At 62.3% G+C, this 15728-nt stretch carries 17 protein-coding genes; 10 read left to right on the top strand and 7 right to left on the bottom strand.

Features of this window, described 5'->3' with window-relative positions; translation table 11 throughout:
- Positions 1–49: 49 nt before the first annotated feature.
- From A477_RS0117620 to A477_RS0117595, 5 genes are all read right to left on the bottom strand, one after another.
- Positions 50–442 (bottom strand): ankyrin repeat domain-containing protein, encoded by a 393-nt coding sequence (locus A477_RS0117620; RefSeq protein ID WP_017200250.1) that lies wholly within the window; start codon positions 440–442, stop codon positions 50–52.
- The gene (gene ygfZ, locus A477_RS0117615) at positions 439–1524 is read right to left on the bottom strand and encodes a CAF17-like 4Fe-4S cluster assembly/insertion protein YgfZ (RefSeq protein ID WP_017200249.1); all 1086 of its coding nucleotides are present in this window, start codon (positions 1522–1524) and stop codon (positions 439–441) included. The genes A477_RS0117620 and ygfZ overlap by 4 nt, the downstream gene beginning before the upstream one ends.
- 22 nt (positions 1525–1546) lie before the next feature.
- Entirely contained in the window at positions 1547–2266 is a 720-nt protein-coding gene (locus tag A477_RS0117610) for a flavodoxin family protein (protein WP_017200248.1), read from the bottom strand.
- Positions 2267–2315: 49 nt separating this feature from the next.
- On the bottom strand, positions 2316–2915 hold the full coding sequence (locus tag A477_RS0117605; RefSeq protein WP_017200247.1) for a nitrobindin family protein: 600 nt from the start codon (positions 2913–2915) through the stop codon (positions 2316–2318).
- A gap of 165 nt (positions 2916–3080) precedes the next feature.
- Positions 3081–3815, bottom strand: coding sequence for a hypothetical protein (locus tag A477_RS0117595; RefSeq protein WP_017200246.1), 735 nt, complete (start codon positions 3813–3815; stop codon positions 3081–3083).
- Positions 3816–4075: 260 nt separating this feature from the next.
- Here A477_RS0117595 and A477_RS0117590 point away from each other — a divergent pair, with 260 nt between their 5' ends.
- The 9 genes from A477_RS0117590 (at position 4076) to asd (ending at position 12854) form a co-directional block, all read left to right on the top strand.
- Positions 4076–4774 carry a winged helix-turn-helix transcriptional regulator gene (locus A477_RS0117590; RefSeq protein ID WP_018776718.1) on the top strand — a complete coding sequence of 233 codons (699 nt, stop codon included), beginning with the start codon at positions 4076–4078 and terminating at the stop codon, positions 4772–4774.
- Between the two features lie 244 nt (positions 4775–5018).
- Positions 5019–5990 (top strand): mycothiol synthase, encoded by a 972-nt coding sequence (mshD, locus tag A477_RS0117585; protein WP_017200244.1) that lies wholly within the window; start codon positions 5019–5021, stop codon positions 5988–5990.
- Between the two features lie 103 nt (positions 5991–6093).
- A complete protein-coding gene (locus A477_RS0117580) occupies positions 6094–8343 on the top strand; it encodes an RNA degradosome polyphosphate kinase (RefSeq protein ID WP_017200243.1) in 2250 nt (749 codons plus the stop codon).
- An 8-nt stretch (positions 8344–8351) separates the two neighbouring features.
- Complete coding sequence (locus A477_RS0117575; protein ID WP_017200242.1) at positions 8352–9320, top strand: NUDIX hydrolase; 969 nt, start codon at positions 8352–8354, stop codon at positions 9318–9320.
- Between the two features lie 54 nt (positions 9321–9374).
- Positions 9375–10178 (top strand): thymidylate synthase, encoded by an 804-nt coding sequence (locus tag A477_RS0117570; protein ID WP_011775634.1) that lies wholly within the window; start codon positions 9375–9377, stop codon positions 10176–10178.
- Positions 10175–10774 carry a dihydrofolate reductase gene (locus A477_RS0117565; RefSeq protein WP_017200241.1) on the top strand — a complete coding sequence of 200 codons (600 nt, stop codon included), beginning with the start codon at positions 10175–10177 and terminating at the stop codon, positions 10772–10774. Before A477_RS0117570 ends, A477_RS0117565 begins: the two co-directional genes overlap by 4 nt.
- Before the next feature lie 10 nt (positions 10775–10784).
- Complete coding sequence (locus A477_RS0117560) at positions 10785–11006, top strand: NF038396 family protein (RefSeq protein ID WP_017200240.1); 222 nt, start codon at positions 10785–10787, stop codon at positions 11004–11006.
- A gap of 208 nt (positions 11007–11214) precedes the next feature.
- Positions 11215–11616 (top strand): hypothetical protein, encoded by a 402-nt coding sequence (locus tag A477_RS0117555; RefSeq protein ID WP_017200239.1) that lies wholly within the window; start codon positions 11215–11217, stop codon positions 11614–11616.
- A 95-nt stretch (positions 11617–11711) separates the two neighbouring features.
- Positions 11712–12854 (top strand): aspartate-semialdehyde dehydrogenase, encoded by a 1143-nt coding sequence (asd, locus tag A477_RS0117550; protein WP_020372841.1) that lies wholly within the window; start codon positions 11712–11714, stop codon positions 12852–12854.
- Positions 12855–12963: 109 nt separating this feature from the next.
- Here asd and A477_RS0117545 read toward each other — a convergent pair whose 3' ends face one another.
- Complete coding sequence (locus A477_RS0117545; protein ID WP_017200237.1) at positions 12964–14091, bottom strand: winged helix DNA-binding domain-containing protein; 1128 nt, start codon at positions 14089–14091, stop codon at positions 12964–12966.
- 85 nt (positions 14092–14176) lie between these two features.
- Here A477_RS0117545 and A477_RS0117540 point away from each other — a divergent pair, with 85 nt between their 5' ends.
- A complete protein-coding gene (locus A477_RS0117540; protein WP_017200236.1) occupies positions 14177–14656 on the top strand; it encodes a hypothetical protein in 480 nt (159 codons plus the stop codon).
- On the opposite strand, the gene A477_RS0117535 is transcribed toward A477_RS0117540, so the two are convergent.
- Positions 14653–15720: a UDP-N-acetylmuramate dehydrogenase gene (locus A477_RS0117535; protein ID WP_017200235.1), complete on the bottom strand. Its 1068-nt coding sequence runs from the start codon at positions 15718–15720 to the stop codon at positions 14653–14655. The two genes, A477_RS0117540 and A477_RS0117535, sit on opposite strands and share 4 nt — an antisense overlap.
- Between the last annotated feature and the right edge of the window lie 8 nt (positions 15721–15728).

The raw sequence follows: 15728 nt of genomic DNA, 5'->3' as shown, positions 1-15728 counted from the left end.
CAAGAAAGCCCGGTCGCTATGACCGGGCTCTCTCCGCGTTGCCTGGGTGTTACCCCAGGAGGGCTTGAATCTCTGACCTGGCGAACATCGAGGCGGCCTCGCGCGCCGTGGGAGTTCCGGCGTCGGGATCTGCTCCCGCATCCAGCAGGACCCGCGCCACACCTGTGTATCCCTTGAAGACCGCTCCGGCGAGTGGCGTCTGTCCGCGATCATTCGGGGCATTTACGTCAGCACCGTGATGGAGGATGAGCTGCACGGCTTCCTCGTGCCCGTGGTAGGCCGCCAGCATCAGCAGGGAGTCACCTGCGGCATTCGTCAACGTGGCAGGAGCGCCGGCGTTCAAGTAGCCCCGCAACAGTTCTGTATCACCTTCGCGGGCAGCATCGAACAAGGCGTGGGCCAGGGCCAACGTTTCGTCGTCGGGGCCTGTGGCTTGGGTCATCGGTGGGGTCCCTTCAGGAATCCGGTCTGGCGCCCGACAACCTGGCCGGCGTCGGGGGCGACGATCACTTCCTGGGCTGCGATGTAAGGCTCCTCACCGTCCATCACCGTCAGGGTTTCCTCCGCCGAAACGGACCGCTTGATCACGGCCAAAGCAACGGGTCCCATTTCAAAGTGCTGCGCCACCGATGTCAGAGTACCTACCTTGCGCTCCCCGGCAAATACGACACTGCCGACAGCCGGCAACGTGTGCTGCGACCCATCAAGCTGGAGGAACACGAGGCGCCGGGGCGGGTGGCCAAGGTTGTGGACACGCGCTATGGTCTCCTGGCCCTTGTAGCAGCCTTTGTTCAGGTGCACCGAGGTCCTCAAAAGATCCAGCTCGTGGGGAATCGTCTTTTCATCAGTCTCGGCGCCAAGGCGTGGCCGCCACGCTGCAACCCGCAAGGCATCTGCCGCCATGGCGCCTGCCAAGGGAAGGCCTTCCACGGATTGTTCCAACTCGGTGGCCGGTACAAGGTACTCGAACCAAGGGCGTTCAAGCCCCGGATGCGATTCCTCGGGGACGATGCTGTACGCGTATCCCCCCGGGCTGACGTGCGGCCATGGATCCTCCCATACCAAGCGCCCGGACAGCTGCTCCACCGGCTTGGTGGCGCCCAAAACGGCCCACTGCTCGGAGACGTCCTCGATCTCGACGCGGAGCATGAACTTCATCCTGTTCAACCACTCAGCAAGCGGTGCGGCCTCGGCGGTCTCAACGACCAGCCATGTGGTGCTGCCGTCATCAATGACGCGGGCGTCGAACTCGATGCGCCCTTGGACGCTGAGCAGCAGCAGTTCGCTGGCGACCCCGGGCTGGAGATTGGTGAGCTGCTGGGACGAGAGTGTGTTCAGCCAGCTGAGCCGATCCGGGCCGGTCACGGTCACCACGCCACGGTGCGAAAGATCGACGACGGCGGTACCGGTCGCCAGGGCGCGCTGCTCACGCAGTGGTTCACCGTAGTGAGCCGCAACGCCGGCATCCAGCCCGGTATCTTCAACGGCGCCAGGGCGCGACAACAGGGGGCTCTTGTAAGTCATATGTAGTAGAAGTCCTTGCGGGTCAGCGGTATTCCGGGTTTTCGAAATCGAATCGGGTGCCCGCTTTCCATTCCTCCGGCAGGTTGCCGTAGGCAGGAATTCCCCCGGCATCCCGCAGGAGCTTGGCCATGTGGAGCAGGTTCCACGTCATGAAGGTGGCGTTCCTGTTGGTGAAGTCACTCTCCGGCCCGCCCGATCCTTCATCAAGATAGCTGGGTCCGGGTCCCACCGGGCCGATCCACCCGGCATCGGCCTGGGGCGGAATGGTGAAGCCGATGTGCTGAAGGCTGTACAGCACATTCATGGAACAGTGTTTGATCCCGTCCTCATTGCCGGTGATGAGGCAGCCACCCACTTTGGGGTAGAACGCCCATTGCCCCTTGCTGTTCAGTTCGCCCGAGTGGGCATACAACCGTTCGATGAGTTTCTTGGTCATGGACGAGTTGTCGCCCAACCAGATCGGCCCGGCAACCACAACGATGTCAGCGTCGCGGACAGCCGGATAGATCTCGGGCCACTCGTCGGTCTTCCAGCCGTGCTCGCGCATGTCCGGGTACACACCACTGGCGATGTCGTGGTCCACGGTCCGGATAAGGCGGGTACTGACGCCCTGTTTCTCCATGATGTCCCGGCTGATCTTGATCAGGCCGTCGGTGTTGCTGAGCTGCGGCGAGGGCTTCAGCGTGCCATTGAAGAAGACAGCCTTGAGCCCGCTGTAGCCCTCCGGTTTGAGGTTGTTCACTATCTGCTCCTTCTGCTGGTTGCCATGGAACGTACAGTGAGGCCTCGGGTCAGGACACCTTGTGGAGGAATGCCGAGGCGTGCGCTTCGAGAGCCTTGCCGCTGGCAGCGACATCCCAACGCCACAGGAGGTTGCCATCAACCAAACCGAAGATGCGTGTGGCCGCCGTGTACTCCTTGGAGTGGCTTCCGCGCATCACCATATCGGTGCTCAGCTGGATCTGGGGTCCCTTGATCTGGCCGTAGTAGAGCTCGGTGATTCCGCCGGGGTGGGCGATTGACACCGAAATATCGAAGCCACCCTCCTTGTTGCGACGTTCCTCGACTTCGTCAGCTGTTTTGAGGACGGGGACGATGTCGGCCGGTATCAGGCCGGGGCCGCCGTCGCCCTCTTCAAGCTTCCGTTCCAAGGCCCAGAACCCCGTTTCAACGGTCAACGGGCGCAACTTCTCGCCGGCGTCGTCACTGAGCCAGGTCTCGGCCCGGTACTGCAAGTACGGGAGCCCGTTGTGGGTGAAGGAAACGTGCTGGACGAAATGCTCGGAATCCTCGTCTCCGCTGCCGAGCCGGCCGCGGCCCTCCCACTCACCAATGAGCCAGGAAAGGGGGACGAGTTCAGGCGTCAGATCTGTTGGGATCTCAATAGGCACAACGATTACCTCTGTCGAGCTGCAGGATCAGAAGGTTACTTCTGGCCCTTGAAAAGGCGGTAAACGACAAATCCCGCGAACCAGGCCATGGCGACGCTGGCCAGGCCAAGGAGAACGAGGAAGAAGATTTCAAATGCGAGTACAGACATGATGCAATCCTAACCGTTAGTAGATGAGTAGTTTGTCTATGAAGTAAGCCAAGGCCCCCACAGCCCAAACGGGCGCTACGCCCATTCCTATCGCGGCCGGTATGTTCAGGCGTCCCCTCCGGAGGGTGGTCATCCGCCGGAAGCACACCAGGACGGAACCCACCACCACACCAACCAAAGCGGCCGGAAGCACCGCGATGTCGGAGAAAACAAGACCTGCCAGCGGTCCCATCAGCCCAGCCATCACAACGCCGAGCGGAGCCACGATCCTGTCCGGCCAACGGATGATTCCCACCAGCAGGGCAACCGCGGCACTGAGTCCGGCCACAAGGACCATTTCCCTGACACCGTTGAACCGTGCACTGGCGATCCATCCCGCGCCAAGGCAGTTCAGCAGCACGCCGGCAGAGCAGCCTAGGGTGGATTCCAAGCGCTGGGCCTGCCCGGTGCCCCTGACCAACTGGACAACGAACACTGCCATCACGCCCAAAGCCACGAACGCGGGTGTACCGTCCAGGAATCCGGGCGCCGGCATGTAGGCAGCAGTGACAGCAGAGCCCGCGCCCGCGAGAGCAATGACGGCAGCCAGCGTTTTCTTGGCCGGGACAGCCAGGAAATGCGGCCAGCCGATCCCGACGGCCGCTGACGCCACGATGCCTGCGCCCACCATGGCTTCCCGGGAAACGAAGGTGCTGGCCACGATGGCTGCGAGCGCCACGAGTCCGAATACCCCGATGCTCCAAGACTTCACTGTGTGCCGACCTCAATCCGATGCGCCTTACGACCTCTCGACAATCCTGCCTTAAGCCGAGCCAATATGTCGTAATTCCAGCGCTTCCCCGTCACGAATCCATGTGTCGTAAGGCACTGATGGGTATACTCAGACTTCAACAGCGCACTGTGTTGGCCGCGATCCCGTTACAACGGGAGAGGCCGCCAATGCGTTGTGACCGACCGGTGAGACTCCGGTTTCGACGCCCGATGATGCGCGTAAAGCCCATTGGAGGAACTATGTCGCACATCCTGCTCCTAACGAACAGCACCGGCTCTTCGGTGGACATTTTGCCTGCCTTGGAGTTGCTGAACCACCGCGTGCACATCCTCCCGGCAGAACCCACCGCGCTACTGGAGACCGACCCCACGGATATTGTCTTCCTGGATGCCCGGAAGGATCTGGTGGGCGCCCGCTCACTGACCCAGTTGTTGAAGGCCACCGGCCTCAGTGCGCCGCTCATGTTGATCCTCACGGAAGGCGGCATGGCTGCCGTTTCATCAGCCTGGGCAGTGGATGACATTGTGCTGGACTCCGCCGGGCCTGCGGAGGTCGAGGCCCGCATCAGGCTGGCAATGGCGCGTGCCGTCCCCGGCGAAGAGGAAACCCAGACCGAAATCCGGGCGGCCGGCGTCGTGATTGATGAGGCAAGCTATACCGCCCGCGTAAGCGGACAGCCACTCAACCTGACGTTCAAGGAGTTCGAACTCCTGAAGTACCTGGCCCAGCACCCGGGCCGGGTTTTCACCCGCCAACAGTTGCTGACCGAGGTGTGGGGCTACGACTACTACGGAGGCACCAGGACAGTGGACGTCCACATCCGGCGGCTTCGGGCCAAGCTCGGCGTGGATCACGAGAACCTCATCAGTACAGTCCGCAACGTTGGCTACCGGCTCACCCTTGTCCGCCTCCCGGACGATGAGTTGTCCGAAGCCTGAGCGGCGACCGGGACAGACACATGAAGGAAACCAAAGAAGAGGCCAGGATCCACACGGATCCTGGCCTCTTCTTTGCTTCGTGGTGGAGGACATACGGGTCGAACGTATCGAGGCCACCCCACTGGTGGATCCCCCCTGCGCTGACTCACGGACATACCGCAATGCCGAACGAGATAATGAGACTACCTCCCATTTCCAGTGACATCAAATCATCAGGGTTGCACCGGACGTATAGCCTTGCATCATGAGTCACGCGCACCCGGAAAACTGGCCCGTACTGATCATCGCCGGAGCTTTGGACACCGAACTCCTCAGGGACGTCAAAACCCTCGCCGCTGCCGCCGGGGAGTCCGACGGGAACCCGCCCTTCTCCGAACAGACGTTTGTGATGCTGCGTGGTGCGGACTCGGGCGAGCATTCAGTCCTGTCCTTCGTGCTTTATGCCCCGGACGAAGATTCAGATCCGGCGACGGCTGAAGACCTGGCGGGCGTCGCCGTCGTCGTTGAAAGTGAAGACGGAAGCGGTGTCCTGGAGTTGGCCGTCCACCCCAGCTACCGCAACCAGGGCGTTGCTGGAAGGCTGCTGGGCGCGCTGCAGGGCAAGCGGGGCCTCGACGGATTGAGCGCATGGTCACACGGCAACCACGAGGCCGCTGCCGAGTTGGCCACGCGCTTTGGCTACGGTCCAATGCGCGAACTGTGGAAGATGCGGTTGATGTCTTCAACCGCATCACTGCCCGACGCCGGACTCCCGGACGGTGTTTCGCTCCGCGCCTTCGTTCCGGGCCAGGATGAGCAGGCCTGGCTGGCAGCCAACAAGGCCGCATTCTCCCACCACCCCGAACAGGGGTCCATGACACTCGCGGACCTTGAGGCACGCAAGGCCGAGGATTGGTTCGATCCTGAAGGCTTCCTGTTGGCTGTGAACACTGAAGGTGAGCTGCTGGGTTTCCACTGGACCAAGGTCCACCCCCGGCAAGGTCCCCATCCGGCCATCGGGGAGGTCTACGTGGTGGGCGTGACACCGGCAGCGCAAGGTTTGGGGCTTGGCAAGGCCCTCACGGTTGCGGGCATCAAGCACCTCCAAGACCAGGACCTGCATGCTGTGATGCTCTACGTGGACGCTGATAACCAGGCCGCGGTAGCCCTTTATCAGAAACTCGGCTTCGTTCGCTGGGACACCGATGTAATGTACGGTCCGTTAACCGAAAATTAACCTCGGGAGATCGCCGGACGGAAAGCCGGTGACATCTTGGATTCGAGCACCGAAATTGCTTGTAATGTGGGAGGAAACCCCGTCCTGAGCTTAGGAGAACCCCATGCAGCCGGACCCCGTCGGTACCGCCGGATCCACCTCGAAGGGTGCAACATTGCCCCCGCGCTTCGGATCCTCGGAAGTGCCGGCTTCGCGAGCCACCCAGGACCGCATCGATATTCCGGAATTCGCGCCGAGCCTGGAGCCCGAGGGCGACATCTCCCCGGATCGCTTCCTGGACCGCGAGCTGAGCTGGCTGGCCTTCAACTCCCGCGTGCTGGAACTCGCCGAAGATCCTGACCTCTTCCTGCTGGAACGTGTCAATTTCCTCTCCATCTTCGCCTCAAATCTTGACGAGTTTTTCATGGTGCGCGTAGCTGGCCTCAAACGCCGCATCGCCACCGGGCTCGCCGTGCCCTCCCCTGCGGGACTAAGTCCCATTGAGGTGCTGGAACAGATCAGCGAAGAGGCCCACAAGCTGCAGGAACGCCACGCACGGGTCTTCGCGGAGCAGATCCGTCCCGCATTGGCCTACGAGCACATCCACATCATGCACTGGCATGAACTGGATGAGGATGCCCGCCACCGGATCAGCATCATGTTCCAGGAGAAGGTCTTCCCCATCCTGACGCCGCTGGCTGTGGACCCTGCGCACCCCTTCCCCTACATCTCGGGCCTCTCCCTCAACCTTGCCGTGATCGTCAGCAACCCGATCAGCGACAAAGAGCTCTTCGCCCGCGTTAAGGTTCCCGATCAGCTGCCCCGCCTCATTTCCGTGGACGGACCGCGCGCCGGAGCAATCCCGGGCCGCGTAGCCAGGTTCATCGCCCTGGAAGAAGTCATCGCTGTCCACTTGGACAAGCTCTTCCCCGGCATGGAAGTGCTGGAGCACCACACCTTCCGCGTTACCCGCAATGAGGACCTGGAAGTTGAAGAGGACGACGCCGAGAACCTTCTGCAGGCCTTGGAGAAGGAACTGCTGCGTCGCCGTTTCGGCCCGCCGGTCCGCTTGGAAGTCACTACGGACATCAACCCGAACATCAAGGCACTGCTGATCCGGGAGCTTGGCGTCGAAGAGTCCGAGGTCTACTCCGTGCCCGCACCGTTGGACCTCCGCGGGTTGTCCGCTATCAGCGGCATCGACCGCGCCGACCTCCACTACCCCAAGCATGTGCCCCACACGTCGCGGTACCTGAATGAGTCCGAGACGTCCAAGGCAGCCAATGTCTTTGCCGCCATGCGCCGCAGGGACATCCTGCTCCACCACCCGTACGACTCCTTCTCCACGTCCGTTCAGGCCTTCCTGGAACAGGCAGCAGCCGATCCCAAGGTGCAGGCCATCAAGCAGACCCTGTACCGGACATCCGGTGACTCCCCCATCGTTGATGCCTTGATCGATGCCGCGGAAGCAGGCAAGCAGGTCCTGGCCCTCGTGGAGATCAAGGCCCGCTTTGACGAGCAGGCCAACATTTCCTGGGCGCGAAAGCTGGAGCAAGCAGGCGTCCATGTGGTGTACGGCATCGTGGGTTTGAAGACCCACTGCAAGTTGTCTTTGGTGGTGCGACAGGAAGTGGACGGGCTGCGCCGCTACTGCCACATCGGCACCGGCAACTACCACCCGCGCACGGCACGCTATTACGAGGACCTAGGCTTGTTGACCGCTAATGAGCAAGTGGGCGAAGACCTCTCCAAGCTGTTCAACCAGCTTTCCGGTTACGCCCCGAAGTCAACGTTCAAGAGGTTGCTGGTGGCGCCCCGCTCGGTACGTGCCGGGCTGGTGGACAGGATCGAGGCCGAAATCCGCAATGCACGTGCGGGTGTCCCCGGTTTGGTTCAGATCAAGGTCAACTCGATGGTTGACGAAGCCATTATCGATGCCCTTTACCGCGCCTCACAGGCCGGGGTGAAGGTGGACGTCGTGGTTCGCGGCATTTGCTCACTGCGCCCGGGGGTGCCGGGGCTCAGCGAGAACATCACCGTCCGCTCCGTACTGGGCCGCTTCCTTGAACACTCACGCGTCTTTGCTTTCGGCAACGGCGGCGAGCCCGTGGTATACATCGGCTCTGCCGACATGATGCACCGCAACCTGGACCGCCGCGTTGAAGCGTTGGTTCAGCTGGCCAGCAAGGAAGACACGGCAACGGTCATGGACCTGATGCGTCGCTATGTTGACGACGGAACCGCCAGTTGGCACCTGGACGATCAGGGGCACTGGACCAGGCACCACTTGGACGAAGACGGCAAGCCTTTGCTGGACATGCAGTCCTGGCTTCTGGCTTCCCGCTCACGCCAGCGCGCTGCGGCCCGGCGGTAAGGACCCAGTTGAACAGCGATACCCCTGTGGCGGATCAAACAGACCATCCCGGTGAGTCGGTGGCCGTTGTCGCCGCCGGCGCCATTCCTTGGCGGGTCACAAAGGGTGGACTTGAGGTCCTCCTGATCCATCGTCCACGTTACGACGATTGGTCATGGCCCAAAGGAAAGCTCGACGCCGGCGAAACAGTTCCTGAATGCGCCGCCCGCGAAGTGTGGGAAGAGATTGGGCTACAGGCCCCACTGGGCATACCCCTTCCGGCCATCCACTACCATGTGGCTGCAGGCTTGAAGGTGGTCCGGTACTGGGCGGTCAAGGTCAACGGAGCGCAGCTTCGGCCCGACGGCAAGGAAGTGGACAGCGTCATGTGGTGCAGCCCGGACCGGGCGGCCAGCTTCCTGAGCAACCCTACGGACGTGGAGCCCCTCGAATACCTCGAGAAGGCCCACGTCCGCGGGGAATTGGACACGTGGCCGTTGGTACTGATCCGCCATGCCAAAGCCAAGCCGCGCTCCTCATGGACAAAGGCCGAGGGCGACCGCCCCTTGGCAGCAACCGGCCAGCGCCAGGCAGTGGCCGTCCAGCGTCTCCTGGACGTGTGGAAACCGCAACGTATTGTGACCAGCCCTTGGGCGCGTTGTGTCGCCACTATCGCCCCTTACGCCAAGGCCACCGGGGCCAAAGTAAAGCTGGTGGAAGCACTCACCGAGCACACCCACCAGCGCTCCCCCAAGAAGACCGCAGCCGCTGTTGAAGCTTTGTTCGACAAGCAGGTGCCGATCGCCGTGTGTACGCATCGCCCCGCCCTGCCCACGGCGCTGAAGCAACTGGGCCAGCACATGTCACAGGTCCTGCGGAACCTGCTTCCTTCCTCTGATCCCTACCTGTCGCCGGGTGAGGTCATTGTTTGCCAGGTAGCGCGGGGATCTGAACGGAAAATCGTGTCAGTGGAGCAGGTCAAGCCTTTTGACGACTAACGTGCGCGTGGAAATGCTTCGGGGACGCCTTACCGAAACAAGTAAGCTGGACTCGTGAGCATCCCCACCCCTTATGAAGACCTTTTGCGCGATGTCATGGCCAACGGCACGCACAAGTCGGACCGCACCGGAACCGGAACGCGCAGCGTTTTCGGTCGCCAGTTGAGGTTCGATCTCGCCGAGAGCTTCCCGCTCATCACCACCAAGCGGGTCCACTTTAAATCCGTGGCAGTGGAACTCCTGTGGTTCCTGCGCGGCGACTCGAACGTGAAATGGATGCAGGACCAAGGTGTGTCCATCTGGGACGAATGGGCGGATGCTGACGGCGAATTGGGTCCCGTCTACGGCGTCCAGTGGCGCAGCTGGCCCACTCCTGATGGCGGCCACATCGACCAGATTTCCGAGCTCATGACCAATCTGGCTGCCAACCCCGATTCCCGGCGCCACATCGTGTCTGCCTGGAACGTGTCCGAGCTCAAGGACATGGCGTTGCCACCGTGCCATGCGTTCTTCCAGTTCTATGTGGCGGACGGCAAGCTGTCCTGCCAGCTGTACCAGCGCTCAGCGGACACGTTCCTTGGCGTCCCCTTCAACATTGCCTCCTACGCCCTGCTCACGCGCATGGTGGCGCAGCAGCTTGGACTCGAACCAGGGGAATTCGTTTGGACCGGCGGCGATGTCCACGTCTACGACAACCACGTTGACCAGGTTGCTGAGCAGCTCAGCCGCGAGCCCTATGAGTACCCGCAATTGAAGATCCTTCGCAAGCCGGACTCCATCTTCGATTACACGCTGGATGACTTCGAGGTTGTGGATTACCGCCACCACCCCACCATCAAGGCTCCGATCGCGGTATGAGCATGGCTACCCCTGAGACTCCATCCCAGCTTCCCGGCGTCATCTTCACCCAGGAGACCGCGGCACGCATGACGGGCATCGGACTGGTCTGGGCCCAAACCACGTCCGGTGTGATAGGCAAGGACGGCGCCATGCCTTGGCACCTCCCCGAGGACTTGAAGCACTTCAGCCAGCTCACTACGGGCCACCCTGTCATCATGGGCCGCAAGACTTGGCTGTCCTTCCCCGAAAAGTACCGTCCGCTCCCCGGCCGCACCAACATAGTGGTGACCCGCAACGCCGAGTGGGCCTCCACGCCCGAGGCCCAGGGCGCCGTCGTGGTTTCATCCCTCGATGCGGCACTGCTGGAATCGCAGTTCGCGCCCGGTGGCCAAAAAGTGTGGATTATTGGCGGCGGCGAAATCTTTGAACAGTCCATGGGTATCGCCAACTTGGCCGTCGTCACCATTATTGATGCCGAGCTCGAAGGCGACACCTTCGCTCCGGAACTCGGTGGGGATTGGACCTTCGACGCCGTAGCCCCCTCCGAAGGCTGGCTCACCGCCAAAAACGGCACCAACTACCGGTTCACCACATGGCGCCGGAACGAAAACTAGGAAAGCCCGCATGCTGAAAAAACCAGAAACCCTGTTCGTGCTGGGCTATATGCTGCTGCCGCTCTTCGCCCTGATCTCTGCCATCGTGGGTCTCACCATGATCTTGGGCGGCAACAGAATTGCCGGGATTATCGTGCTGATCGTTGTCACACAGGTGTTTGCCTTTGGTGCTTTTTTTGCCTTGCGCAAGCGTAAAGCCGTCCTGCTGCAAGAACACGACGCCGGCCTCTAGGCTGCCGCTGATGAGTCGCGTGAGGGCGGGGTACTTCTCCCCATCGTGGCTCATGGCTTGACGGCGTAGGGTCGACTGGACGCAGAAGCGGTTGGTTGAACAGATTTGGGGGCTGTGGTGGCCGGAAACTTTTGGGGTGCGAGACCACAGGTTTGGACACCAACGGTCTCCTGGGGCGGATCCTGGCTACCCGCGGCCAAGCCGGCACATGAGCCACCCGGACGACCGCCGTGGGCGAAGGAAGGGTTACTACGCGCGGCAGGTAGAGGCTGAGGCGGAGCGGCAGGGCCTGACAGTTGAAGAGTACGGCGTGTACAAGGGTGACGTCGGCAGCGCCGTCAAGCCCATCAATTCCGCGAGTGGTCTCCTCTTCCTCAGCATCTTGATCACTCTGATCATGACTGTGGTGGGTGTGCTGATGGTGAAGCTGTTCGTCGACGGCACAGAAGAGGTCAACTGGGGCCAGATCGTGTTTGGGATCGTCTTCGGCCTCTGGATTATTCCTACGTCCTGGTACCTCTACTTCAAGGAACGCAAGGCCTCGCGTCTTCGGTACCGGAACGGCAAGACTTTCGAGCCGCCCACCCGGCGTAACAGTCCCCGCGACTGAGTCCGCCTGATCGCTTCGGCGAGTGCCGCCGTCGGGCATTGTGCGCGTGACGTAACCAACAGCGGCACTTTGCTCCGAAAGTTTAGACTTGGTGAATGACTACAGCAGCTAATCCGTCCGTTGGACTGGTCGGTTGGCGTGGCATGGTCGGTTCCGTCCTGATGCAGCGCATGCAGGACGAGAACGACTTTGCCAACATCAACCCGGTATTTTTCTCCACCTCGAACGCAGGAGGTGCCGCCCCGTCGTTCGCTGATGGGGCCGGCAAGCTCGAGGATGCGTTCGATATTGGGACGCTGGCCAAGCTGCCGATTATTGTCACCGCCCAAGGGGGCGACTACACCAAGCAGGTCCACGGCGAACTCCGCAACCGCGGCTGGGATGGCCTGTGGATCGATGCTGCGTCCACCCTGCGCATGAACGACGACTCGATCATCGTGCTGGACCCCATCAACCGCGATGTCATCGACGCCGGACTGTCCGGTGGCGTGAAGGACTTCATTGGCGGCAACTGTACGGTTTCCTGCATGCTGATGGGGCTCGGCGGCCTGTTCAAGAACAACCTGGTCGAGTGGGGCACCTCCATGACATACCAGGCAGCTTCAGGTGGCGGCGCCCGGCACATGCGTGAGCTCCTCAACCAGTTCGGCACCCTCAACAACGAGGTCAGCAGCGAACTGGACGATCCCGCGTCGGCCATTCTCGAAATCGACCACAAGGTCCTCGCAGCCCAGCGCACCGGCGTTGATGCCACCCAGTTCGGTGTGCCGCTGGCCGGTTCCCTCATTCCGTGGATCGACGCCGACCTCGGCAACGGCCAGTCCAAGGAAGAGTGGAAGGCCGGCGTGGAGACCAACAAGATCCTCGGCACCGGAAACGGCACCGCTGGCAAGGACCACATCGCCATGGACGGCTTGTGCATCCGCATCGGCGCAATGCGGTCCCATTCCCAGGCCCTCACGCTCAAGCTGCGTGAAGACCTGTCCGTGACCGAAATCGAGAACCTCCTGGCCAAGGACAACGAATGGGCCAAGGTTGTTCCCAACACCAAGGAAGCCTCCATGGCGGACCTCACCCCCGTGGCAGCGTCCGGCACCCTGGACATCCCCGTGGGCCGTATCCGCAAACTCGAAATGGGACCGGAATACATCAGCGCCTTCACCGTGGGAGACCAGCTCCTGTGGGGTGCGGCCGAGCCGCTCCGCCGCATGCTCAACATTGTGACGGGCAAGCTCTAGCCCTGCCCGGCTTAGCACGTCGCCAACCCGCTGTTCCGTGGCTGCCCAGCAACGGAACAGCGGGTTTTCCACGTATACGGGGGACTGCCGGCGGGCTCTGGCTGAGGTCTCAGGCGGCCATGAACTTCAGGTAGGCACGGCCCTGGGCTTGGAACGAACGCTCAGCGGCCGGACCCAGCTGTCCTGTGAACGGTTCCGGCACCACACCTATGGTCTTGCCACTCACCGTCCTGGCCCACGTTCCCACCACTTCTCCCCCGGACACCATGATCCGTTTGAACACTCCGTTCTTGCCAGGCACCACCAACTCCGCATGCTCGGGAGCCAGCACCAGGCTCCGGTCCTGGTAACCGAGCAGGAATTCATCGAACCCCGGAAGTGCCAGGAACGAGCGCGAACCGGGGACGCCGTCGTCGAGCATTTCTGCTGTTTCCGGCGAGAGCCAATAGCTGGTGCCGTCGAACGGCATCTCAACCAGGCGGCCCTGTACCTCGTTCAGGGCCCTGCGCGCTTCGGTCATGGGCACCTGGCTCCACCACGAAAAATCCTTGATGGTGGCGGGGCCACGACTCCGGAAGTAGCGGAACAGCAGCTCGGCAATTCCCTCCTCGCGTCCCAGCTCCCTCGAGTCCGGAATCCACTCGTCGAACGGCACGAACAGCTGCTGCACACCCACTTTGCCGTTGGTCCCTGCCATCGGCCCTTGGACCAGCCACGCGCGCTGGCAAAGGCTCCCCAGTACGTGAATGCCCCGCTGCGCCTTGGTGAACTGGCCGGCCTCCTCGAACGCTTGGAACAGCTGCTCCCGTGTGGCTCCTGGCGCGCCCTCTGCCTTGAGGACCTCAAGGGTTTTGAACGCGATGTCCCGGCAATGGCTGATGTCATGGGGCGTGATGCCGAGTTCACGGTGGCGGGCTGCCAGTGAATTCATCAGCCGGTCACTGGTGATGCCCAAAATCCAGCGGAGGTCCTCGGGGGCAAGCAAGTGCAATGTCCCGCGCATGGGCCACGAACGGACCACCGTCCCGTCGTCGAGGACGGCCCGGACGTCCGACGCAGCCGTGCCCGGAACGCGCTGTCCTACTGCCCACAAAGCTGAGCCGAGGTCCTGCGCCTGCATGGCTGTCATCCACCGGACCGCGTCCGAAGCTGTAGTGAAGCCACCCAACAGGCCTTGGCTGGCGAGCCGCAACCGGCCCATAACGCGCGGAGTGGGAGTGGTTCTCTCTGCAGGCATGCTTCATCCTAAGAGGACCGGCCAGCACAGGGAACCTTGCCGTGCCTCCCAGCCGTCACCCAGCAGTAGATCCTAGGATGGGTTCATGCTTTTTGGTGATCTAGCTCCGTTCGTGCGGCCGATGAGCCGGTGGTTGGCTACCGCCGGCTGGTTCTGCACGCTCGCCGGGCTTGGAGCCGGGCTGATCGTGGCGGTAGGGACCGGAGTAAGCCTTTCCCCTTCAATGCAGGCCATCCAGACAGTAAGCCTGGTGGCAACTGCGGCAGCCGCCCTTCTCATCGGAACCGCTGCCGCCACCCAACCCGTAGCCGACCGCGACGACGACGCCCCCGAACCCTGGTTCTACCCGGCAGCCGCTGCCCAGGTCCGCAGCTTCTTGCTCGGAGCGATCGTCCTGCTCCTGGGCTTGGTCGGCTTCGCCACGGCCGGGCTGTTCATGCCCAGCGGACCGTCGCCGCAAAGTATCGCTTTTAGCCAGATCTTCCTGCTGGGAGCGGTCAGCTGCGGCCTCACGTTCCTGCTGCTCAACAAAGTCCTGCCGATAGCCGAGAGGCGCACTCGCTAGAGGCTGACGCCGATCAACAAGGGTTCCGGGTGCAGTTCGATGCCAAAGCGTTCGACGACGCCGGTACGCACCTCGCGTGCGACGGCCACCATGTCCGCGGCCGAGGCTGAACCCCTGTTGGTGATGGCAAGTGTGTGTTTGGTGGACAGGGAAGCCCGCCCACCGGAGACGCTGGATTCCTCCAGACCGAAGCCTTTGCCAAATCCGGCCTGGTCTATGAGCCACGCAGCGGAGAGCTTCACGAGCCCGTACTCACCAGCGGGATATCGGGGCGCGTCCTCCGGCAGAGCTGAGGCACGCTCCGCTGGCACGATCGGGTTGGTGAAGAAGGAGCCCGTGGAATAGGTGTCGCGATCTTCCGGATCCAGCACCATGCCCTTGGACGCACGGAGCCGGAGGACTTCCCTCCGTACATCGTTGGAGTACGCACGCTTGCCGGCCTCTACGCCCAGCACGCGGGCCAATTCACCGTACCGGACCGGGGCGCTCATGCGTCCCAGTGGCAGCTGGAACTCGACGGTCAGCACAACATAGCGGGGTGAACCCTGGACGGTGGTCTGCTTCAGGATGGAGTCGCGGTAGCCGAACTTGAGTTCGGAGTTGGTGAACGTCTGCACTGCATTGCGTTCGCGGTCCCAGGTACGGACAGCTGCAATGGTTTGGGAAACGTCTGCGCCATAGGCTCCCACGTTCTGCACCGGGGTGGCTCCGGTGGCTCCCGGTATCCCGGACAAGGCCTCCAGGCCGGACCAGGCGTGCAGCACCGAGTATTCCACCAGGGCGTCCCAGTTGTGGCCCGCCTGCACCACCACGGATACGCCTCCGCAGCTGTCCTCCGAGTTGACTGTGAAGCCCTCGGAAGCGATCTTCAGGACTGTACCCGGGTAGCCGTCGTCGGAGATCAGCAGGTTCGAGCCACCGCCGATGATCAGGAGTTTTTCCCCCGCAGCGTCGGCGGACCGGACGGCGTCGATAATTTCTGCCTCTGTGCGGGCCTCAACATAGTTGCCCGCGGGGCCGCCAACGGCAGCAGTGGTCAGTTCGGAAAGCAGCGTTTGGGTCACCAATCAAG

The sequence above is a fragment of the Arthrobacter sp. M2012083 genome (assembly GCF_000281065.1).
Classification (GTDB): domain Bacteria; phylum Actinomycetota; class Actinomycetes; order Actinomycetales; family Micrococcaceae; genus Arthrobacter.
Note: the sequence above shows the minus strand (reverse complement) of the source record. Positions and strands in the feature narration are given on the sequence as shown.